Origin of the sequence: Vannielia litorea (assembly GCF_900142295.1) — a bacterium.
GTDB lineage: Bacteria > Pseudomonadota > Alphaproteobacteria > Rhodobacterales > Rhodobacteraceae > Vannielia > Vannielia litorea.
On sequence record NZ_FSRL01000001.1, the window covers coordinates 461,958 to 482,016 of the forward strand.

The 20,059-nt window shown below is 67.6% G+C and carries 21 protein-coding genes; 14 read left to right on the forward strand and 7 right to left on the reverse strand.

The annotated features are described in order from the left end of the window. Nucleotides 1-7: 7 nt before the first annotated feature. From urtE to BUR94_RS02360, 3 genes are all read left to right on the forward strand, one after another. Entirely contained in the window at nt 8-703 is a 696-nt protein-coding gene (gene urtE / locus BUR94_RS02350) for an urea ABC transporter ATP-binding subunit UrtE (RefSeq protein WP_074254660.1), read from the forward strand. A gap of 119 nt (nt 704-822) precedes the next feature. After that, on the forward strand, nt 823-1,599 hold the full coding sequence (locus BUR94_RS02355) for a pyrroline-5-carboxylate reductase family protein (RefSeq protein ID WP_074254661.1): 777 nt from the start codon (nt 823-825) through the stop codon (nt 1,597-1,599). A 70-nt stretch (nt 1,600-1,669) separates the two neighbouring features. Next, entirely contained in the window at nt 1,670-2,500 is an 831-nt protein-coding gene (locus BUR94_RS02360; protein WP_074254662.1) for a bifunctional allantoicase/(S)-ureidoglycine aminohydrolase, read from the forward strand. 15 nt (nt 2,501-2,515) lie between these two features. Here BUR94_RS02360 and BUR94_RS02365 read toward each other — a convergent pair whose 3' ends face one another. After that, nucleotides 2,516-3,394 carry an NAD(P)/FAD-dependent oxidoreductase gene (locus BUR94_RS02365; protein WP_074254663.1) on the reverse strand — a complete coding sequence of 293 codons (879 nt, stop codon included), beginning with the start codon at nt 3,392-3,394 and terminating at the stop codon, nt 2,516-2,518. 4 nt (nt 3,395-3,398) lie between these two features. Next, the gene (locus BUR94_RS02370) at nt 3,399-3,860 is read right to left on the reverse strand and encodes an Rrf2 family transcriptional regulator (RefSeq protein WP_074254664.1); all 462 of its coding nucleotides are present in this window, start codon (nt 3,858-3,860) and stop codon (nt 3,399-3,401) included. Between the two features lie 373 nt (nt 3,861-4,233). Here BUR94_RS02370 and BUR94_RS02375 point away from each other — a divergent pair, with 373 nt between their 5' ends. Then, complete coding sequence (locus BUR94_RS02375) at nt 4,234-5,211, forward strand: type I glyceraldehyde-3-phosphate dehydrogenase (protein WP_074254665.1); 978 nt, start codon at nt 4,234-4,236, stop codon at nt 5,209-5,211. 172 nt (nt 5,212-5,383) lie between these two features. Here BUR94_RS02375 and BUR94_RS02380 read toward each other — a convergent pair whose 3' ends face one another. Then, on the reverse strand, nt 5,384-5,881 hold the full coding sequence (locus BUR94_RS02380; protein ID WP_074254666.1) for an ureidoglycolate lyase: 498 nt from the start codon (nt 5,879-5,881) through the stop codon (nt 5,384-5,386). A 121-nt stretch (nt 5,882-6,002) separates the two neighbouring features. On the opposite strand from BUR94_RS02380, the gene uraH reads away from it, so the two are divergent. The 3 genes from uraH to cueR all read left to right on the forward strand — a co-directional run bounded on the left by uraH (nt 6,003) and on the right by cueR (nt 9,353). Further along, nucleotides 6,003-6,359, forward strand: coding sequence for a hydroxyisourate hydrolase (uraH, locus tag BUR94_RS02385; protein WP_074254667.1), 357 nt, complete (start codon nt 6,003-6,005; stop codon nt 6,357-6,359). 88 nt (nt 6,360-6,447) lie between these two features. Further along, the gene (locus BUR94_RS02390; RefSeq protein ID WP_074254668.1) at nt 6,448-8,973 is read left to right on the forward strand and encodes a heavy metal translocating P-type ATPase; all 2,526 of its coding nucleotides are present in this window, start codon (nt 6,448-6,450) and stop codon (nt 8,971-8,973) included. Beyond that, nucleotides 8,970-9,353, forward strand: a complete 384-nt coding sequence (gene cueR / locus BUR94_RS02395) for a Cu(I)-responsive transcriptional regulator (RefSeq protein WP_074254669.1) — start codon at nt 8,970-8,972, stop codon at nt 9,351-9,353. Before BUR94_RS02390 ends, cueR begins: the two co-directional genes overlap by 4 nt. Nucleotides 9,354-9,357: 4 nt before the next feature. Here cueR and BUR94_RS02400 read toward each other — a convergent pair whose 3' ends face one another. After that, the gene (locus BUR94_RS02400; protein WP_074254670.1) at nt 9,358-10,632 is read right to left on the reverse strand and encodes a urate hydroxylase PuuD; all 1,275 of its coding nucleotides are present in this window, start codon (nt 10,630-10,632) and stop codon (nt 9,358-9,360) included. Between the two features lie 119 nt (nt 10,633-10,751). Next, nucleotides 10,752-11,921 (reverse strand): 4-hydroxybenzoate 3-monooxygenase, encoded by a 1,170-nt coding sequence (gene pobA, locus BUR94_RS02405; protein ID WP_074254671.1) that lies wholly within the window; start codon nt 11,919-11,921, stop codon nt 10,752-10,754. A gap of 74 nt (nt 11,922-11,995) precedes the next feature. On the opposite strand from pobA, the gene BUR94_RS02410 reads away from it, so the two are divergent. Next, nucleotides 11,996-12,856 (forward strand): helix-turn-helix domain-containing protein, encoded by an 861-nt coding sequence (locus BUR94_RS02410; protein ID WP_245794339.1) that lies wholly within the window; start codon nt 11,996-11,998, stop codon nt 12,854-12,856. A gap of 21 nt (nt 12,857-12,877) precedes the next feature. Here BUR94_RS02410 and ald read toward each other — a convergent pair whose 3' ends face one another. Further along, complete coding sequence (gene ald, locus BUR94_RS02415; protein WP_074254673.1) at nt 12,878-13,996, reverse strand: alanine dehydrogenase; 1,119 nt, start codon at nt 13,994-13,996, stop codon at nt 12,878-12,880. Nucleotides 13,997-14,126: 130 nt separating this feature from the next. Here ald and BUR94_RS02420 point away from each other — a divergent pair, with 130 nt between their 5' ends. Together BUR94_RS02420 and BUR94_RS02425 are read left to right on the forward strand one after the other, a co-directional pair. Then, nucleotides 14,127-14,591: an Lrp/AsnC family transcriptional regulator gene (locus BUR94_RS02420; RefSeq protein WP_281249191.1), complete on the forward strand. Its 465-nt coding sequence runs from the start codon at nt 14,127-14,129 to the stop codon at nt 14,589-14,591. Between the two features lie 119 nt (nt 14,592-14,710). Further along, a complete protein-coding gene (locus BUR94_RS02425) occupies nt 14,711-15,868 on the forward strand; it encodes a hypothetical protein (RefSeq protein ID WP_139301206.1) in 1,158 nt (385 codons plus the stop codon). 96 nt (nt 15,869-15,964) lie between these two features. On the opposite strand, the gene BUR94_RS02430 is transcribed toward BUR94_RS02425, so the two are convergent. Next, nucleotides 15,965-16,774 carry a division plane positioning ATPase MipZ gene (locus BUR94_RS02430; protein ID WP_074254675.1) on the reverse strand — a complete coding sequence of 270 codons (810 nt, stop codon included), beginning with the start codon at nt 16,772-16,774 and terminating at the stop codon, nt 15,965-15,967. Between the two features lie 518 nt (nt 16,775-17,292). On the opposite strand from BUR94_RS02430, the gene tolQ reads away from it, so the two are divergent. The 4 genes from tolQ to BUR94_RS02450 are packed head-to-tail and all read left to right on the forward strand — an operon-like array spanning nt 17,293 to nt 20,027. Beyond that, entirely contained in the window at nt 17,293-17,988 is a 696-nt protein-coding gene (gene tolQ, locus BUR94_RS02435; RefSeq protein WP_074254676.1) for a protein TolQ, read from the forward strand. Between the two features lie 3 nt (nt 17,989-17,991). After that, nucleotides 17,992-18,468, forward strand: a complete 477-nt coding sequence (locus BUR94_RS02440) for an ExbD/TolR family protein (protein ID WP_074254677.1) — start codon at nt 17,992-17,994, stop codon at nt 18,466-18,468. Nucleotides 18,469-18,477: 9 nt separating this feature from the next. Further along, nucleotides 18,478-19,662 (forward strand): hypothetical protein, encoded by a 1,185-nt coding sequence (locus BUR94_RS02445; RefSeq protein ID WP_074254678.1) that lies wholly within the window; start codon nt 18,478-18,480, stop codon nt 19,660-19,662. Then, nucleotides 19,659-20,027 carry a hypothetical protein gene (locus BUR94_RS02450; protein ID WP_074254679.1) on the forward strand — a complete coding sequence of 123 codons (369 nt, stop codon included), beginning with the start codon at nt 19,659-19,661 and terminating at the stop codon, nt 20,025-20,027. The genes BUR94_RS02445 and BUR94_RS02450 overlap by 4 nt, the downstream gene beginning before the upstream one ends. Nucleotides 20,028-20,059: the final 32 nt, after the last annotated feature.

Sequence of the window (20,059 nt, forward strand, 5' to 3'; positions counted from 1 at the left end):
ACCCACCATGCTCTCGCTCGACGGGCTGACACTGCACTACGGTCACTCCCAGATCCTGCACGGCATCTCCATGGAGGCGCGGCTGGGCGAGGTGACCTGCGTCATGGGCACCAACGGCGTCGGCAAGACCTCCCTGATGAAGGCGATCAGCGGCACCCACGCCCGCTCCGGCGGCCAGGTCATCTTCGACGGGCAGCAGATCGGCAAGCTCCCCGCACATGAAATGGCCCAACGCGGGCTGGCCTATGTGCCCCAGGGCCGCGACATCTTTCCGCTCCTGACGGTGAAGGAAAACCTCGAGACCGCCTACGCCTGCCTGCCCAGGTCGGAGCACGAGATCCCCGGTGAGGTCTTCGAGCTCTTCCCGATCCTCAAGGAGTTCCTCCACCGGCGCGGCGGCGACCTCTCCGGCGGACAGCAGCAGCAGCTCGCCATCGCCCGCGCAATGATGACCAAGCCCAGGCTCCTGCTGCTCGACGAACCCACTGAGGGCATCCAGCCCAACATCATCCAGCAGATCGGCCGGGTGATCGAATACCTGCGCGACCGGGGCGACATGGCGATCATCCTCGTCGAGCAGTATTTCGAGTTTGCCTACACGCTCGCCGACCGTTTCGTGGTGCTGCGGCGCGGCGAGGTGCGGGCCTCCGGCGCCCGTGGCGAGATCGAGAAGAGCGCGCTGATGGCCGAGGTCTCGGTCTGACCTCGGGCAAAGACGCCTCGAAGGGTGGATGAGCCCGCTCCGGCGACGCTCATCAAGGCCATAGGGCCTTTCCTCGCAATGGCGCAGGGCTCATGATCCGCCCTTTGAAGGAGCGCGCCATGACCCTGCCTATCACGACCCTCGCCCTCATCGGCACCGGCATGCTGGGCCGCGAGATCGCCCGCGGGCTCATTGCCTCCGGCGCCCTCCCGCCCGAGCGCCTGATCCTCGCCAACACCAGTGGCACCCCGCCCCATGGCCTGCCCTGTCGCACCACCACGCCCGCGCAGGCCGCGGCGGAGGCCGATGCGCTCCTGCTCTGCGTCCCGCCGGCCGCCGCGCCCCGCCTCGGGATCACCACTGCCAAGCCGGTGCTCTCCACCATGGCCGGTGTCACGCTGGCCCGCCTCACCGAGCTCACCGGCAGCACGCGCGTGATCCGCGCCATGTCCTCCCCCGCCGCGGGCGATGGCCTGGCCTTCTCCCCCTTCACCGCCGCCCCCGGCGCCACGGCGGACGACAGGGCCTTGGCCAGCGCGCTCTTCTCGGCGCTGGGCACCACCGCCGAGCTGCCCTCCGAGGCCCAGATAAACGTCTTCACCGCCATCACCGGCCCTGTGCCCGGCTTCGTCGCCTTCTTCGCCGAGGCGGTGCAGCGCTACGCCGAGGCCGAGGGCATCGCGCCCGAAACCGCCCTCGCCGCCACCCGCCAGCTCTTCCTCGCCGCAGGGCAGATGATGGCCAGCGGCCCCGCGCCCGCCGAGCACGTTCAGGAGATGGTCGACTATGCCGGCACCACCGCCGCCGGCCTCGAGGCGCTGCGCGCATCGCCCGTGGCCGAGCTCATCGCCCAAGGCCTCGCCGCAGCCACCGCCCGCGCCCGCACCATCGGCTGACGCGGGGCAGGGGGCTTCCCAGCCCGCCCCGCCCGGTGCTACCAGAGGCGCAGTTCACGAAAGACCGCCCATGACCAGCCCCACCTACGCCCGCCCGCCCGGCGGCATGCCGCCCCAGACCGACAAGCTCTCCTCCTCCGCCACCTTCACCACCGCCTACGCGGTGATCCCGGCGAGCGTGCAGCGCGATATCGTCACCTCCTTTCTGCCCGGCTGGCGCGAGGCCCGCTTCTGGGTGCTGGCCCGCCCGCTTTCGGGCTTTGCCGAGACCTTCTCGCATTATGTCGCCGAGGTCGCGCCCGGCGGCGGCACCGACCGGGACGAGGGCGAGGAAGGGGTGCAATCGGCGCTCTTTCTCACCCACGGCGCGGCGCGGCTCGACATCGGCGGCGAAACCCACCTGCTGACCCCGGGCAGCTTCACCTACCTGCCCCCCTCGGCACCCTGGAGCCTCACCGCCGAGGGCGAGGATGCGGCGGTGTTTCACTGGTTCCGCAAGCGCTACCAGCCCGCGCCGGGCCTCACGCCGCCCGCCTTCTTCCACCGCAACGACGCCGAGATCGCGCCCGTGGCGATGCCCGCCGAGGGCGGCCTCTGGGGCACCACGCGCTTCATGGACCCGGCCGACATGGCCTTCGATTTCCACATCACCATCGTCACCCTCGACCCGGGCCTCTGCATCCCCTTCCTCGAAACCCACGTCATGGAGCACGGGCTCTACGTGCTGCAGGGCAAGGGCGCCTACCGGCTCAACACCGATTGGGTCGAGGTCGGGCCGGGCGATTACATGTGGCTCCGCGCCTTCTGCCCGCAGGCCTGCTACGCCGGCGGCCCCGAGCAGTTCCGCTACCTGCTCTACAAGGACGTGAACCGCCACGCCCCGCTTCCGCGCCACCCCTAGGGCGGCGCGCGCGGCTCAGAACACCAGGCTCCGGTGCACCGCCGCCCCGGCAAAGGCGCCTTGCCCCACGGCCAGGGCAATCGAATGCGGCTGTTTCGCCGCGTCGCCGCAGCTGAACACCCCGGCCACACTGGTCGCGCCCATCGCATCCACCGCCACCATCCCGCCCATCGGCGTCTCCTCCACCCGGCAGCCCAAAGCCTCGGCAATCGGCGAGGCGGGCCAGACCCGGCTCGCGGCAAAGAGCCCGTCGAATTTCAGCGCGCGCCCGTCAGCCAGATGCGCCACCGGCCCGGCCTCCAGCCGCACCAGCGCCGCCTCCTCCACCCGCACGCCCCGCGCCTCCATCGCCGCCACCTGCTCCGGCGCGGGCACAAACCCGAAGGGCAAGAACGTTACCTCCCCCCACTCGGTGATCAGCTCCGCCATGTGCACTACCATCTCCGAGTTGCCGATCACCCCGATGTCGCCTTGCCCCAGCTCGTAGCCATGGCAATAGGGGCAGTGAAACACCTGCCGCCCCCAGAGCGGCTCCAACCCCTCGACCTCCGGCAGATCGTCCCGCACGCCGGTGGCCAGCACCAGCCGCCGCCCCGCCAGCCCCCGCCCCCCAGCCAGCTCCACCTCGAAGGCGTCGATCCCGCCCCGAGCCCCCACCGCCTCGCCCTCGACCCACTCCAGCGTGCCGTATTTCTCCAGCTGCGCCCGAGAAATCTCCAGCAGGCTCGCAGGCGGCGTGCCGTCGCGGGTGAAGAACCCCTGCGCATGGGCGGCCCGCGCATTGCGCGGATGCCCCGCATCCACCACCGCCACAGAGCGCCGCGCCCGCAGGAGCTGAAGCGCAGCAGATTGCCCGGCGGGGCCACCGCCGATCACGATCACGTCGAATGTCATGGGGTTATCCTCTCGCTATCCCGGCCTTCGCGCCGGACCTGTGCGCCGCGAACCGGGCGCTGAACTCTGCGGCCAGATCGGCCAGCGTGACGGCGGCAAACCGCTCCAGCAGCAGTGCCTCGGCGGCGGCAAAGGCATCGTCCATCACCGCGTTCACCGCCTGCTCCACAAGGCAGCCCGGCGCCTCGTTCTTGTGGCCAATGGCAAAGACTGTGGGCTCCCCCAGCGCCTCGTGCAGCTGCCGCAGGGTGACACGCTCCAGTGCCACCGCAAGCTCCCATCCGCCCGCCGCGCCGCGCGTCGCCCGCACCAACCCGGCCTCGCGCAAGAGTCCCATCACGCGCCGCACCACCACCGGGTTGGTGCGCATGCACCGGGCCAGCACCTCCGAGCTCATCGGCCCCTTGTGCTCGGCCATGTGCAACAGCGCGTGGAGCACCATCGAGAGCCTGCTGTCGCGTTTCATCCGCGCCTCCGCTTAATCGTAACTTTGATTATTACGATTCGCCCCACCCCTGCAACCCCGCGCGTCGCCCATCACAGCGCCGCCTTCCCGCCCGTCCGGGCTTGCCCGGTCGCGCAGCTCCCGCCTGGCATCGCCACACCCACAACGGGCTGCGCCATGCCCGCCACTTGCGCCGGCCTTCCGCAGATCGCCCCCTCCCGCCGCATCCTCCCGGCACTCCGCCGCATCGGGGCCGCGCCCCTGGGCGAGGTCACCCACGCCGGGCAGGCCTTGCTCAAGGTCCGGCTCCACGCCGCCTGGCAGGGCAGGGGTTGCTCCCGGCGGCGGCCCGTCGCAGCCTCCGGCCAAACCTGCCCCCGAGTCGGAGTGCCCCATGCCCACCATCGCCATCAACGGCTTCGGCCGTATCGGTCGCACCGTGCTCCGACAGATCCTCGCCTCCCGGCCCGAGGTCACCCTCGCGCTGATCAACGACATCGAGCCGCTCGACACCTGCGCCTACCTCTTCGCCTATGATAGCGTCTTCGGCCCCTGGCCCGGCGAGGTGACCACCGGCCCCGAGCAGCTCATCGTCGGCGGCACGCCGATCCGCTTCACCGCCACGCCCGATCTCTCCACGCTCGATCTCTCCGGCGTCGACGTGGTGCTCGAATGTACCGGGCTGGCCGGAAAGCGCTCGGTTGCCGAGCGCGGCCTGGCGGCGGGGGCAGGGTCCGTGCTCGTGTCGGGCCCCTCCGACGAGGCCGATATCACCGTGGTCCTGGGCGCAAACGACGCGGCGCTCGACGGCCAGCGCATCGTCTCCAACGCCTCCTGCACCACCAATGCCCTCGCGCCGCTCCTCAAGCTGCTCGACGATGCCTTCGGCGTCGAGGCCGGGCAGATGACCACCGTCCATTGCTACACCGGCGCCCAGCCCACCGTGGATGCGCCGCGCAAGGCGCCCGAACGCTCCCGCGCCGCCGCGCTCTCGATGGTGCCCACCACCACCTCCGCCGCCCGGCTGATCGACAGGGTGCTGCCCGCGCTCGCCGGCCGCATCGAGGCCCGCGCGCTGCGCGTGCCCACCGCCTCCGTCTCGGCCATCGACCTGACCGTGAGTACCCGCGAGGCGACGTCCGCCGAGGCGGTCAACGCCGTCCTCGCCGCCGCCCGTGGCCCGATCATCGGCATCACCGATCAGCCGCTCGTCTCCTCCGACCTGCGCGCCCGCCCCGAGAGCCTGATTCTCGCCCCGCGCGAAACCTCGGTCGCCGGAGGGCTGACCCGCGTCTTCGGCTGGTATGACAACGAGTGGGGCTTTTCGGCCCGGATGCTCGACATGGCCGAGCGGATGGCGGCACGGGGCTGATCCTCGAGGCCGGTTCGGCCCACCGTCACGGTCCGTTAACACCTGCCCTGCATGTCATTTGACGTATGCATGGGTTGTGCATGGGTTGTGTATGGATTCTGTATCTGAAGTATTTGTCGTTAACTTCGGCTCTGTCCGCTTCGCTCTGCAAAATCGCACAGATTGAAGCGGCTCAGAGTCCCTCCGCCGGATCCACCCAAAGCGGCGGAGTCAAAGGATATTCCTCGAGGTTCGCCCCCGCTCCGATCCGGTCCAGTACGGCAAACTGCCCGCGCTCTCCCAGGGGCGCCAGCACCCCGTGCCATACATTCCGAAGCAGGTTCACCACTTGGCCCGGCTGGCTGACAAAGGCCTGATAATTCACGGGTTTTCCGCCGTCATCCTCGGCCACCACCACGATCATCCGCGCCCCCGACACCGGCATGAACGCCTGGCTGCCCTCCGGATGCCGCTCCACGAGGTCCACCCGGAGCGGCCAGTGCCGCGCCTCCGCATCGAACAGCGAAAGCCCCGCCCGCCCGTCGCCAAAGTCGAGCCGCGCCCGGTCATGAAAACGCCCGCAAAGCCCTGCGTTTATTAACCTGTCCGGGCTACCCTCAGCTTCGATCACGTCTCCGAAAGCGCCAAACGCTTTGGAATCAAGAGGTTTCGCAATGATCCGATCCGCCATTCCGGCCAGTCTCCCTGCCAGTCCTGGCCCGAGTAAACCGTGGCGACCCGCGGGATTGAAGGGTTATTTCCCGCCGTTCCCCTGCTAGGCTTGCCCAGCGCAACCCCGAAAGGAGTCACCCATGGCGGGATACCTCACCACCCATGTGCTCGACACTGCCCGCGGCCTCCCCGCCGAAGGCTTGGTGATCATGCTCTTCCGCATCGGCGAAGATGGCACCCGCGAGGGCATCGCCCAGGCCGTCACCAACGAGGATGGCCGCACCGACGAGCCGATCCTGCCGAAAGAAGCCTTCAAGACGGGCACATACGAGCTGCTCTTCCACGCCGGGCACTATCTGCGCGCCACCATGCAGGGCGACGAAGACACGCTCTTTCTCAACGAGGTGCCGATCCGCTTCACCATGACCGAAGAGAGCCACTACCACGTTCCGCTGCTGCTCTCGCCCTACAGCTATTCCACCTACCGGGGCAGCTGAGGCAGTTTTTCTCTCCGACCTATTGACCTTCCCGTGACTGGAACCCCCATGTAAGGCACCGGACCACCCACGCCCCGGAGCCAGACCCATGCGAGACACCCCCGTAGCCAACGCCCGCCTGACCGTGTCCGGCATGACCTGCGGCAAGTGCAGCGCCCGCGTGGAGGCGGCCCTTCTCGCCACGCCCGGCGTGCAGTCAGCCACCGTCACCCGCACCTCGGGAGAGGCCATAACCCTCTATGATCCTTCGAAGATTTCTCCCGAGGCGCTCGCTGCTGCGGTGACAGAGGCGGGCTATCCCGCAACACCCGAGGCGCGCGGCGACACGGGCCCCGCCCCCGCCGAAGAGCCCGGCGATGAGGCCGCCCCGGCGGCCGATGAGCCGCGCCAAGAGGCCCCCGGGAGCGTCACGCTGACCATCGAGAACATGCATTGCGCCTCCTGCGTCGGCACGGTCGAAAAGGCCCTCAGCGCGGTTCCGGGCGTGACCTCCGCAACCGTCAACCTCGCCACCCGCCGCGCCACGGTCCACGGGGTGGCGAAGGTCGAACTGCTTGAAAACGCGAGCAAAGCTGCGGGCTACCCGGCCACCGCGCATGCGCACCATCACGATGCCAGCCCCGCCGACACCACCGATGAAACGCGTATCATGGCCCGCCGCACGCTTGTTGCGGCCCTGCTCACCGCGCCGGTCTTCCTGATCGAGATGGGCGGCCATCTCTACCCGCCGCTGCACCACTGGGTCACGGCCACGCTTGGCGTAACCCCTTGGCGCATCGTGCAATTCCTGCTCACCACGGCGGTGCTCGCCGGGCCGGGCCGGCTGTTCTTCACCTCCGGCATCCCGGCGCTGCTGCGCCGCGCGCCCGAGATGAACGCCCTCGTCGCCCTCGGCGCGGGGGCGGCCTGGGCCTACTCGACCTTCGCCACCTTCGCCCCCGGCCTCCTGCCGGCCAGCGCCAACCATGTCTACTTCGAGGCCGCCGCCGTCATCGTCACGCTCATCCTGCTGGGCCGCACGCTCGAGGCCCGCGCCCGTGGCCAGGCCGGGGCCGCCCTGCGCGGCCTGATGGCGCTCACCCCGAAGACCGCGCCGGTCGAAACCTCGCAAGGTATTCAGGACAAACCGGTTTCCGAGATCGCGCCGGGCGACGTGCTGCACCTCTCCCCCGGCGCCCGCGTGGCCGTCGACGGGGTTGTGACCGAGGGCTCGGGCTGGCTCGACGAGTCGATGGTCACCGGCGAATCCGCACCCGTCGAAAAGGCCCCCGGAGATCCGCTCACCGGCGGCACCCTCAACGGCACCACCGCCCTCACCTACCGCGCCACCGCCATCGGCGCCGACACGGTGCTCGCCCGCATTGCCGCACAGGTCGAGCAGGCCCAGGCCACCAAGCTGCCGGTGCAGCGCATCATCGACAAGGTCACCGCCGTTTTCGTCCCGGCCGTGCTGGTGATCGCCGCGCTCACCGTCGCGGTCTGGCTCGCCCTGACCGGCGACATCTCCCAGGCCCTCGTCGCGGGCGTCTCGGTGCTCATCATCGCCTGCCCCTGTGCCATGGGCCTTGCCACCCCGGTCTCCATCCTTGTCGCCACCGGCCGCGCCGCCGAGCTTGGCGTGATCTTCCGCCAGGGCGCTGCGCTGGAGCAGCTCGGCGCGGTGAAGACCCTGGCCTTCGACAAGACCGGCACCCTCACCGAGGGCCACCCCCGGCTCACCTCCGTCACGACCGCCGGGGACGACCGAAACGAGACCCTCCGCCTCGCCGCCTCCGCCGAGGCCCGCTCCGAGCATCCGCTGGCCAAGGCGCTCGTCAGCGCCGCCGAAGCGGAAGGCATCGAACTGTCGCCTGCCAGCGATGCAGCTGCCAAACCGGGTTACGGGCTCGCCGCAACCGTGGAAGGAAAGCGCCTGATCGTGGGTGGCAAACGGGCAATGGAGGCCGAGAGCCTCACGATCCCCGCAGTGCTCACCGAAGCGCTGGATGCTGCAGAAACCCGCGCAGAAACCGCCTTCTTTCTTGCTGTCGACGGCACCGTCGCGGCGCTCTTCACCGTCTCCGACCCGATCAAGCCCGATGCCGCTCCGGCCCTGCAAACCCTCAAGGCCCAGGGTGTGTCCCTTGCGCTGCTGTCGGGCGATGCGCCGCGCGTGGCCGAGGCCGTGGCCCGCGACCTCGCCATCGACTCGCCCGAAGGTGGCCTGCTGCCCGCCGACAAGCTCGCGCGGATCGAAGCGCTCAAATCCGTGGGTCCGGTCGGCTTTGTCGGTGACGGCATCAACGACGCCCCCGCGCTCGCCGCGGCGGATGTGGGCCTCGCGATCGGCACCGGCACCGAGGTCGCCGTGGAGGCCGCCGATGTTGTGCTGCTGTCGGGCCGTCTCTCCGGCCTGACCGCCGCGCACGAAATCTCGCGTCGCGCCATGGTCAACATCCGCCAAAACCTCGCCTGGGCCTTCGGCTACAACATCCTACTGATCCCGGTCGCCGCCGGGGTGCTGGTGCCCTTCGGCGGCCCGCAGCTCTCGCCGATGCTGGCCGCGGGCGCCATGGCGCTCTCGTCCCTGGCGGTGGTCGCCAATGCCTTGCGCCTGAGGAGGGCCGCCCGATGAACATCTCTCAAGCCGCCACCCGCGCTGGTCTGCCGGCAAAGACCATCCGCTACTACGAGGACATAGGCCTCATCTCTCCCCATCGCGACGCCAACGGCTATCGCAGCTTTTCGGAGAACCTTGTCCACAAGCTGCACTTCCTCGCCCGCGCCCGAGGGCTGGGATTCGCCATCGAGGACTGCCGCACTCTGCTCGCGCTCTACGAAGACAGCGGGCGCGCCTCGGCAGACGTGAAAGCGATCGCGCAGGAGCATCTTGCAAAGATCGAGGCCAAGATCGCCGAACTCTGCGCTATGCGCGACACGCTGACCGAACTGGTTCATGCCTGTGCCGGCGACCACCGCCCGGAGTGTCCGATCCTGAATGGGCTGGAGGGCTAGGCGCCTACTGCGCCGCGGCCTCGGCCAGCCGGTAGGGCAGGGGAAGGCCTGCCATACCCGCCCTGTACCACGCCCGGATCGCCGCGCGTTCCTCGGGTTCCATCCAGCTCACATTGGCCGGCGGCATCGCCTCGCTCACGCCGGCTTGCAGGTAGATCTGCCGCGCGGCGCGCAGAATGTCGGGCCGGGTTTCGAGCAGGATGTGCTTGGGCGCATAGGGCACGCCCTCGTAGGCCGTTTCGCGGGCATGGCACATGGAGCAGCGGCCCAGAACGATGCTCTCCACCTCGTCAAAGCCCTCCACCGCCGCAAGGATCTCCTGCCGGGGTGTCAGGGCGGCTGCCTCCGCCTCTTCATGGCTGTCGTGCGTGAGCCCCGCGGTCGAAAGCCACATGACGAGCACGAAGAGCCCTGCGGTGACGGCCCATGTCCACCAGGGCCAGGGCTTGCCCATGTGCTTGGTGTTGAAGAAATGCCGGATCGTGACCCCCATCAGAAAGACCAGCCCCGCGATGATCCACGCATACTCGGTGGCAAAGGCCAGCGGGTAGTGGTTGGAGAGCATCAGGAACAGCACCGGCAGGGTGAGGTAGTTGTTGTGGGTCGAGCGCAGCTTGGCGATCTTGCCGTATTTGGCATCAGGCGTGCGGCCCGCCTTGAGGTCGGCCACCACGATGCGCTGGTTGGGCATGATGATGAAGAAAACGTTGGCGGTCATGATCGTGGCGGTGAAGGCACCGAGGTGCAGCATCATCGCGCGGCCGGTGAAGATCTGGGAATAGCCCCAGCCCATCGCCATCAACAGGCAGAACAGCAGCACCATCAGCAGGGTCGGCCGCATGGCCATGCCGCTCTTGCATAGAAAATCGTAGACCAGCCAGCCGATCGTCAGTGAGCCAGCCGAGATCAGGATCGCCTGCCACGGCGCCAAATCGGCCTTGGCTGCGTCGATCAGATAGAGTTCCGCGCCGACCCAGTAGACGATGGCCAGGAGTGCCGCGCCCGAAAGCCATGTGGTGTAGCTCTGCCACTTGAACCACACGAGGTGGTCGGGCAATTCGCGCGGGGCGACGGTGAATTTCTTCATCTGGTAGAAGCCGCCGCCATGCACCTGCCACTCCTCGCCCGCCACACCCTCTCGCCGGTCCGTCGAGGGGCGCAGGCCGAGGTCGAGTGCGATGAAATAGAAGCTGTCGCCGATCCATGCGATCGCGGCGATGACATGCAGCCAGCGCACGGCAAAGCCGAGCCAGTCCCAGATCGTGGCCAGATCACTCATGAGGTGCCCCGAGTTGTCCCTTGTCGACCCCAGCGTAGCCGACCGATGGCCCATGTCCATCGACAACCCCGGCAATCCGGGCCGCCGGAGCGGCCAGATGCCGGAATTTCAGGCATTTGTCAGTAGGGCAGGCCCACGTAGTTTTCCGCGAGGACCCGTTGCGCCGCCTCGTTCGAGCGCAGAAACTCCAGATCTGCCCGCTGGATGCGCAGGTCGAAGTCGGTTTGATCGGGAAAGCGATGCAGCAGCGTGGTCATCCACCAGCTGAACCGCTCGGCCTTCCAGATCCGTGCCAGCGCCTTTTCCGAGTAGCGGTCGAGCCCCTCGTTGTCCTTCTCTTCGTAGAACTGGACGAGACCGTGATACAGGTAATGCACGTCTGAGGCGGCGGTGTTGAGCCCCTTCGCGCCCGTCGGCGGTACGATGTGCGCCGCGTCGCCGCACAGAAACAGGCGACCCCAGCGCATCGGCTCGCACACGAAGCTCCGGAGCGGGGCGATGGATTTCTCGATCGACGGCCCGGTGACGAGGTTTTCGGCGTGATGCGCCGGGATGCGCCGTTTCAGTTCCTGCCAGAACCGCTCGTCCGACCAGTCCTCGGGCTTGTCGGCGAGCGGGCACTGCACGTAGTAGCGCGAGAGATTGGCGTGGCGCATCGAGCACAGGGCAAACCCCCGCTCGGAATTCGCATAGATGAGCTCGTCGTGCACCGGCGGCGTTTCCGACAGCACGCCAAGCCAGCCGAAGGGGTAGGTCTTTTCAAACTCGCGGCGCTTGTCCTCGGGGATCTGCTGGCGCGAGACCCCGTGAAAGCCGTCGCAGCCCGCCACGTAATCGCAGTCGAGCCGGATCACCTTGCCGTCCTTCATGAAGGTCACATAGGGCGCGTCGGTCTCGAGGTCGTGGGGCATGACGCCCGAAACTTCGGTGATCACCCGCCCTTCGTCGGCCTCGGCCGCGTCGTAGAGGTCGCGGGTAACTTCGGTCTGGCCGTAGACGATGACGGAAGTGCCGGTCAGCGCCTTGAAGTCGATCTCGAACTCCTCGTTTCCATAGGAGATCACGGTGCCGTCGTGGACATAGCTCTCCCGGTCCATCCGCTCCGCCACACCGGCCTCGCGCATCAGGTTGACGAAGCCGGTCTCGAGAATGCCCGCGCGGATCCGGCTCAGCACGTAGTCGCGCGAGCGGCGCTCGAGCACCACGCTGGCAATGCCCTTGGTGTGCAGAAGCTGCGAAAGCAGAAGGCCGGAAGGCCCGCCACCGATGATGGCAACCTGAGTGCGCATGGAATGTCCTCCCTTGTTCAGGGGCATCTTGCCGCAAATTGCGAGCTCACCGAATGGACGGCACGCGCGAAGAAATGTATATTTCGAACATGGAGCAATCTCCCGGGATCAGCAGTTACAACCTCTTCGGAGAAACCGCCGAACTGGCCGATGTGGTGCATTGCGAAACCATCGCGGCCCGCTCCGTCTTGCACGATTGGCACCTCGCGGCGCACCGCCATGTCCGCTTGCACCAGGTTCTGCTTGTCTCTTCAGGCGGTGGCGAGGCGCGGATGGAAGAGCAGGTGCAGGCCCTCGCACCGGAGGTCTTGGTCAACCTGCCCGCCGGTGCCGTGCACGGCTTTCGCTTCGATCCGGGTACCGAAGGCTGGGTTCTGAGCGTTCCCGCAGATCTGGTGGACCAGATCCTGCGCCCCGCAGAGGGGCTGTGGGCCGTGCTGCGCCACCCGCGCGTCGAACCGGGGGCAGGGGCGCTGGCCGGTCCGATGGCCGCACTCTTTGCGGAATACGAAGGCCGCAGCTACGCGCGGGCCCAGATGCTGCGCATGCAGGCCGGGCAAGTGCTGGCCCTTGTTGCCCGGCATCTGGCCGACCGGGCCGGGGCGGGGGCCGGGGCCGTCCATCCGATGTTCCGGCGTCTGGAGGCCCTGATCGAGGAGCGGCATGCCGGACGGCCAACCGTGGCGGAACTCGCCCATTCGCTGGCTGTCAGCCCGCAGCACCTGAGCCGCGTCGCCCGCGAGGCCACGGGTCAGCCCGTCCGTGCCCTCATTGCCGCACGCAGCCACCGCGAGGCGCGGCGGCTGCTGACCTATACCAACCTGCCGGTGCAGCAGGTGGCCTATCGCCTGGGCTATGCCGACCCGGCGCATTTTTCGCGCGCCTTCACCCGAGAGGCGGGCGTGAGCCCCCGGGCATTTCGCAGGTCGCTTTAGGGCCTCGCTCCGCCCGCCGTGTCATATCTTCAGAGCAAGCGAAGGTGACAGCACGTCGATTCCCAGCGCCCGACCCACCGCGTAGTTCGTCAATCGCCCGGCATGGGTATTGAGGCCCGCCAGCAGATGCTCATCCGACTCGCAGGCGGCCTTCCAGCCCTTGTTGGCCAGGGCGATGATGAAGGGCAAGGTGGCGTTGCCGAGGGCGATGGTCGAGGTTCGGGGCACCGCGCCGGGCATGTTGGCGACGCAATAGTGCACGATCCCGTCGACCTCGTAGATCGGGTCTTCGTGAGTGGTGGCCTTGGACGTCTCGAAACACCCGCCCTGGTCGATCGCCACGTCCACCAGAACCGCGCCTGGTTTCATGCTGCCAAGCTGCGCCCGGCTCACCAGCTTGGGTGCAGCCGCTCCAGGGATCAGCACCGCGCCTACCACCATATCGGCGCGGGCGACCAGGTCTGCCGTGGTGGCGGCAGACGCATAGCGGGTGGTGAACTCGCCCCTGAAGGCATCGTCGAGGTAGCGCAGGCGGGGCAGCGAGCGGTCCAGCACCACCACATCCGCCCCCATTCCGGCGGCCACGCGGGCGGCATGGGTGCCGACGACTCCACCGCCGATCACCACCACTTCGGCCGGGCCCACGCCGGGCACGCCACCCATCAGCACGCCGCGCCCGCCATTGGCCTTCTGCAAGGCCCAGGCCCCCACCTGCGGTGCGAGCTTGCCTGCCACTTCGCTCATCGGCGCGAGCAGGGGCAGGCCGCCAGCGCGGTCGGTGACCGTTTCATAGGCGATGGCAGTCACGCCGCTCTCCAGCAGGTCCCTGGTCTGGTCCGGATCGGGCGCGAGGTGCAGATATGTGAAGAGAATCTGACCCCCGCGCAGCAGCTTTCGTTCGGCGGCCTGCGGTTCCTTCACCTTCACCACCATCTCGGCCTCGGAGAACACGTCCTCCGCCGTGTGCGCAATCCGCGCACCTGCGGCCTCGTAATCGGCATCGGCAAAGCCCGCGCCGGCCCCGGCGCCCGCCTGCATGATCACCTCGTGGCCATTGGCCACGGCCTCCTGCGCCGCGGCGGGTGTGACCCCCACGCGGAATTCCTGTGCCTTCACTTCCTTCGGGCATCCGATCTTCATGAAAAAACCTCCCTTTCCTGCGCCCAGTCTGCCATCGGGGCCTCGCAATCGCTTTGACATTTCGCGGGCGCGCAGCCAGCGTGACGCGCGATCAATCGCGTGCCCAAGCCATTCAGCGGGAGAATATTGCGTGGAGACGGAAATCGACGAGACCGACCGCAGAATTCTTGCGGCGCTCCAGCGGCGCGGGCGCATGACCTCGGCAGAGCTTGCCGAAGCGGTCAACCTCTCTCCCTCGGCCTGTCACCGCAGGGTTCAGCGGCTCGAGAAGAACAGCGTGATCCGCGACTACGTGGCCTTGCTCGATGCCCGAAAACTCGGCCTCGCCACCACCGTCTTCGTCGAGATCAAGCTCGCCGGCCAGACAGATGACATTCTCGATGCCTTCGAAAAGGCCGTTGCCCGGGTGCCGGCCGTCCTCGAGTGCCATCTGCTCGGCGGTGCGGCCGACTACCTTCTGAAGGTGGTGGCGGAAGACACGGAGGATTTTGCCCGCCTCCATCGCCAGTATCTCGCCCGTCTTCCGGGCGTGCAGGGCATGCAGTCGAGCTTTGCGCTGCGCACCGTGTTCAAGACCACGGCCCTGCCGACCTGACCTGCGCGATCGGCGCAAGTCGTGCCCTTTCGCCCCGCAGTTTTCGCCATCACGCCCCATTGCCGCCACAGGTTTGTATCACAACCGGCAACAATGAGGGGTAGTGCAAGGGGCGATCCATGGGTGGCCTGAACCGTATATTTGCCGTCGTGGCTTGGCCATTCCTGCTGGCAGGCGTCGGCGCATTCGGTCTTGGCGGCTGGACGCTGTGGGAGGAGTTTCGGACCACCCGCATGCTCCAGGAGGTGGCCGCCGCGCCGCAGCCACAGGCCGTGCCCATCGAAACATTCGACCCGGCCGCCGATATCCACGCGCTTGGCGAGGTGCACGTCACGGGCCAACTCGATCTCAGCATGCAGTATGATCTGCTGGCACCGGGCGATGCGGGCGGCGAACACCTTGGCGTGATGATTCCGATCTACGCCCAGACTGCCACCGATACCGGCAGCCCCGCCCTCGGCGTTCTTCTCTACGATCAGGGGCAGGGCGGCGACACGATCGGGGATGTCGAGGTCAACAGCCTTGTCGCGCAGATCGACGGTGAGGGCGCCGTCGGCCCCTACATCTCTCTTGGAGGGCAAGTGACCCGTGCCGGTCGGTACCATCCGCTTGTGCTCGACGCTTTCGCCGAGAACGGACGGACCATTGCCGAGGATTTTCTCGCTGTAGCCCCGTTTCGGGCCGGACGGGCGCAAGACCTCGCGCAGGGCCTGGACGTTGAGAAACCGATGCTGTTCGGTATGGGCGGCACCATCGCCGTCTTGCTGGCAATGATCGGATTCTCCCGTGGGCGCGCCGTAAGGCGCAAAGCAGGCCAGCCCGTCAATGCGGTTGCCCAGGAGGTCGCAGGTGACACCCTCGACAAGCCAGAATTCGGTTTCGAACAGGAAACCGGGCTCATCGTGATTCCGGCCTACAGCCCTGAAATGGCCGATGGTTCGGCCGGCACGTCCCTGATGAGAGAGGTCTTGGCGCTTGGGCGGCGCTCGGATGAAACCACTGTCTATTCCGCGCGGCGCGAGGGCATCGACGAGTTTGCCGCGCTCGATAGCGGCGGCCTCAAACGTCCGCTTGCGGGACGGGGTGTTTCCGAAAAGGTCGCCGGGCCCAAACCCGTGAAAAAGGAAAGCCCGCTTGCCGCCATGCAGGACCCGTCTCAAGCCGCCGATATCATGGCCGCCGTTCAGGCCGAAATCGCCGGACCTGTGAAGGGCTTGGCGAAGGACGGTGACATGGGAGATATCTTTGCGGCTGTTCAGGCCGCGGTGCGGACCTAATTTTTACCGACCGACCGACCGACCGACCGACGGCTCTGCCAGTGCGCCGGTCGGCGTGGTGCGGGCCTCCTTTGCAGGCGAGATCCCCGGCGCGGATCAGAAATCGGCTGTGACGCCGGGCAGCCTGAGATTGGTGATCAGGTCGCGCAACTCCTGCCGGGCGGCGACATTGGAAATGTTGAGGCGCTCCACCCCCACATCGCCCAGATCCAGCAGAGTCAGGCCGCGCGGGAACAGCTCCCGAAAGATCACCCGCTCCGAAAAGCCGGCTGACGCACGGAATCCGATACGCTTGGAGAGCTTGTCGAGTGCGTCGCCCATCTTCTTCTTGTTGTGCATGGCCTGCGGGCCGAGGCGGTTGCGCACCACCAGCCAGTCGATCGGTGGCAGCCCGGCCTGGGCCCTGACCTGGCGGGCTGACCAGACCATCTCGGAATAGACCGATGGTCCGAGGATCTTGCCGGTCGAGGGGTCGATCCTTGCCAGCAGGTCGAAGTCCACGAAGCTGTCGTTGAGCGGCGTTACAAGGGTATCCGCCAGAGAATGCGCAACCTGACTGAGGCGCGTGTGCGAGCCGGGGCAGTCGATCAGGATGAAATCCATATCGCCTTCGAGCCCGGCGAGGGCTGCCGACAACCTGCGGTCATAGATGTTTTCACCCGCCTCCAGGCTGGCCTGGTCGACCTGAGGCAACTCGCGAAAGACCGGCCCGGCCAGCGTGAGCCCCTGACCCTCGGAAAAGACGCGGCGGTTGTCGAGATAGCGGGCAAAGCTGCGCTGCCGCAGGTCGAGGTCAAGCGCCCCCACTTTCCAGCCCATCCGCGCCAGTGCTGTAGAAATATGCATGGAGGTCGTGGATTTGCCCGACCCGCCCTTCTCGTTGCCGACGACGATGATATGCGCCATGGCCCTTGCCCTTCTGGCCGCAGCTTGCGGCGGCCTCTGCCCCATCTTGTTTGGCGCGCACAATATATTGGGGAGTCACCCCCGAAAAGCGGCTATCCGGCATTTTTGGCAGATCGTGGCGGCTGGGCAGTCGGGGCGCGCCTTGCCCAGGCCAGCCATTGCGGTGCAGCCCGGATCAGGTCGCTCCCGTTTCGGAGGGTAACCAAGGGGCATCATTTACCGGCATACGCACTCGCGTTCGATTCAGCCGTTCCGCTCTTGCCGGTGCGGTCCGCAGATGCCCGTGCCGTGGACCTGGGTGAGAGGACAGGGCGGCTTTCGCTCGCTGACCCATGGTGCCGAACGCGCCCCGAACCGGTGGCCTGGGCGGCTGCCCGCCCTCGGCATCGCATCACGCGATGGTGTTGGCTTTCTCCCTTCAAACCCTGTATTGTTCGCGCCACAAGGCCGCCAACAGAGCGGCTCCTATCGGGCGGCTCCGGACCGGAGCGAAAGAACAAGAGGCGGGAACGAGGCATATGGGTTCCGAAACAGCTGCTTTGGCGCAGGAGATCGACTTCTCCCTGCTTGCGCTTTTCATGCGCGCCACCCTGACCGTTAAGATCGTGATGATCCTGCTGATCATCGCGTCCTTCTGGTCGTGGAAGATCATCATCGAGAAGATCATGATGTACCGGATGCGCCGGTCGGAGGCAGGAAGCTTTGACCGGGCGTTCTGGTCGGGCGAACCTCTGGACGAGCTCTTCGACCAGATCGGTACCGAGCCTAAGGGCGCGAGCCAGAAGATCTTTGCCGCAGGCATGATCGAGTGGCGGCGTTCGCACCGTGACGACGGGGCGCTTATTGCCGGAGCCCAGGCGCGGATCGACCGCTCGATGGACGTGGCGATCGCCAAGGAAACAGACAAGCTCAACCAGGGTTTGCCGTTCCTGGCGACCGTGGGTTCAACCGCGCCCTTCGTGGGCCTTTTCGGCACCGTCTGGGGGATCAAGAACTCCTTCGAGGAGATCGCCATTTCCAAGTCCACCGACCTCGCCGTGGTCGCCCCCGGTATCGCCGAGGCGCTGGTGGCTACCGGCCTCGGGCTGTTGGCGGCCATCCCGGCGGTGATCTTCTACAACAAGCTCTCCAGCGACAGTGACCGCATTGCCGGAAACTACGAGAGCTTCGCCGACGAGTTCGCGACCATCCTGTCGCGCCAGCTGGACAGCTGAGCGATGGGCGCGGGCGTCATCAACACCGGCGGGGGCAACCGCAAGCGCCGCTCCCGTGGCCGGGGCCGCGCGGCGGCGATGAGCGAGATCAACGTCACGCCCTTTGTCGACGTGATGCTGGTACTGCTGATCATCTTCATGGTGGCCGCGCCCCTGCTCACCGTCGGCGTGCCGATCCAGCTGCCCGAGACGGCAGCGCAGGCGCTGCCTACCGAGCAGGAGGAGCCGCTGACCATCACCCTGACTGTCGAAGGCGAGACCCTGATCCAGACCACACCGGTTGAAGAGGGGGCACTGGTCACGCGTCTGCGCGCCATCGCCGCCGAACGCGCCGATGACAAGGTCTTTCTCCGCGCCGACGGGGCGATTCCCTACGAGCGGGTCATGCGGGTGATGGGTGCGCTCAACGCCGGCGGCTTTGGCAACATCGGCCTGGTGACCGATACCGGCGGACCCACGCTCGACGGGTCGGACGGGTAGGGGGGCGCCGTGCCCGAGAAGCTCGACAAAAGCACGATCATTTCCGGCGCGGGCCATCTCGGCCTGATCGGCTGGGCCTTGATCGGCGGTGTTCTCCATTGGGAATCGCCGCCCGAAACCGTGACCAATGTCAGCATGATCTCGGGCGAGGACTACGCGGCCCTCGTGGCCGATGCGACCGATCCGGCAAATCCGGGCCCCGAAGTCCCCGAGGCACCCGAGACCCCCGACACGCCCGAGCCTGCCGAGCCTGAAACGCCCGAGCCGCCTGCGCCGGAGGTGGAGGCACGGCCTTCGGAGGCTCCGCCGCCACGCGCTGCCGAGGTCGCGCCCGACGAGGCGCCCGACACCTCCGCGCTCGAGCCCCTGCCGGAGGCAGAAGTGACCGAAACCGCGCCGCCAGCGCCCGAGGCGCCTTCGGCCACGCCGGATGAGTCGCCGGGCGCGAGCCTTGTGCTCGACACCTCGAAACGTCCCAAGGAGCGGCCGGCTCAGCGTGTGGCCCCCACCCCGGCCCAGCCACCCGAGCCCGACGCGGCGGTGGATACCGAGGTGACGGAGGCCGCCGAGCCCACACCGGCCGAGGAAGAGCCGGTACAAGAAGCGCAGGAAGACACCGCGCCCGAGGCGGCCAATACAGAAATCGTCACCGAGGCCGAGGAGCCTGCGGGCGGCGAAGTCGTAGCGCTCGCCCCTACCGGCTCGCCTCGGCCCAAGAGCCGCCCGGCCCGCCGCGAGCCTCAAGCGGAGCCGGCCCGTGCGGAGACCTCGGCGGATACCTCCGATGCCATCGCAGACGCTGTGGCCGACGCCGTCAGCCAGGGACAGGCCGCGTCGGAACCCACCACGACCACGCCCAGCCGCAGCGGCCCGCCCATGACCGCCGGCGAGAAGGACGCGCTGCGCGTAGCCGTACAGCAGTGCTGGAACGTGGGCAGCCTCTCGACCGATGCGCTGCGCGTCACCGTCACCGTTCTGGTGGCGATGAACGAGAACGGCACGCCCGATAACGGCTCGATCCGGATGATCGACAGCGAGGGCGGCTCGGGGGATGCTGTGCGCCAGGCCTTCGAGGCCGCCCGCCGCGCGATCATTCGCTGCGGTGCCCGCGGGTTTCCCCTGCCGGCAGAGAAGTATGGTGAATGGGCCGAGATCGAGATGGTCTTCAATCCCGAACGGATGAGGATCAAGTGATCGGCGCCGCGATCACAACCTTTGCCTGTGCGGCACCGGCCGTGGCCGACGTGTCCGTCCCGATCCGGGCCCAGACGTTTCCGGTCGGCCAAGGCTGCAATCTCGGGGGCCTTTCGCCCGCTGCGGCTCTTGCTGCGGTGCCCGTGGCCTTCTTCTTGGCGCCCGATGGGGTGGTCGTGCCGGGCAGCCTGCGCCTGACCGGATGGAACGGCGACAAGAAGGATGCTGCCGAAGCGGCCTCTCACTCAGCCCGGCACGGGCTCCCGCGCCGCGGCACTCTCGGGTTAGACTTGCCGTTGGAGCAGGTTGAAGCCTGGAGAGACGTCGAACTGACCTTCAATCCGAGACGGATGGAAGTGTCATGAGGCCGTGGCATGGTCGAGGTGAAGCAATGCGA

Coding starts and splice junctions, on each gene's coding strand:
- urtE (WP_074254660.1), top strand. CDS start 8: ATGCTCTCGCTCGACGGGCTGACACTGCACTACGGTCACTCCCAGATC.
- BUR94_RS02355 (WP_074254661.1), top strand. CDS start 823: ATGACCCTGCCTATCACGACCCTCGCCCTCATCGGCACCGGCATGCTG.
- BUR94_RS02360 (WP_074254662.1), top strand. CDS start 1,670: ATGACCAGCCCCACCTACGCCCGCCCGCCCGGCGGCATGCCGCCCCAG.
- BUR94_RS02365 (WP_074254663.1), bottom strand. CDS start 3,394: ATGACATTCGACGTGATCGTGATCGGCGGTGGCCCCGCCGGGCAATCT.
- BUR94_RS02370 (WP_074254664.1), bottom strand. CDS start 3,860: ATGAAACGCGACAGCAGGCTCTCGATGGTGCTCCACGCGCTGTTGCAC.
- BUR94_RS02375 (WP_074254665.1), top strand. CDS start 4,234: ATGCCCACCATCGCCATCAACGGCTTCGGCCGTATCGGTCGCACCGTG.
- BUR94_RS02380 (WP_074254666.1), bottom strand. CDS start 5,881: ATGGCGGATCGGATCATTGCGAAACCTCTTGATTCCAAAGCGTTTGGC.
- uraH (WP_074254667.1), top strand. CDS start 6,003: ATGGCGGGATACCTCACCACCCATGTGCTCGACACTGCCCGCGGCCTC.
- BUR94_RS02390 (WP_074254668.1), top strand. CDS start 6,448: ATGCGAGACACCCCCGTAGCCAACGCCCGCCTGACCGTGTCCGGCATG.
- cueR (WP_074254669.1), top strand. CDS start 8,970: ATGAACATCTCTCAAGCCGCCACCCGCGCTGGTCTGCCGGCAAAGACC.
- BUR94_RS02400 (WP_074254670.1), bottom strand. CDS start 10,632: ATGAGTGATCTGGCCACGATCTGGGACTGGCTCGGCTTTGCCGTGCGC.
- pobA (WP_074254671.1), bottom strand. CDS start 11,921: ATGCGCACTCAGGTTGCCATCATCGGTGGCGGGCCTTCCGGCCTTCTG.
- BUR94_RS02410 (WP_245794339.1), top strand. CDS start 11,996: ATGTATATTTCGAACATGGAGCAATCTCCCGGGATCAGCAGTTACAAC.
- ald (WP_074254673.1), bottom strand. CDS start 13,996: ATGAAGATCGGATGCCCGAAGGAAGTGAAGGCACAGGAATTCCGCGTG.
- BUR94_RS02425 (WP_139301206.1), top strand. CDS start 14,711: ATGGGTGGCCTGAACCGTATATTTGCCGTCGTGGCTTGGCCATTCCTG.
- BUR94_RS02430 (WP_074254675.1), bottom strand. CDS start 16,774: ATGGCGCATATCATCGTCGTCGGCAACGAGAAGGGCGGGTCGGGCAAA.
- tolQ (WP_074254676.1), top strand. CDS start 17,293: ATGGGTTCCGAAACAGCTGCTTTGGCGCAGGAGATCGACTTCTCCCTG.
- BUR94_RS02440 (WP_074254677.1), top strand. CDS start 17,992: ATGGGCGCGGGCGTCATCAACACCGGCGGGGGCAACCGCAAGCGCCGC.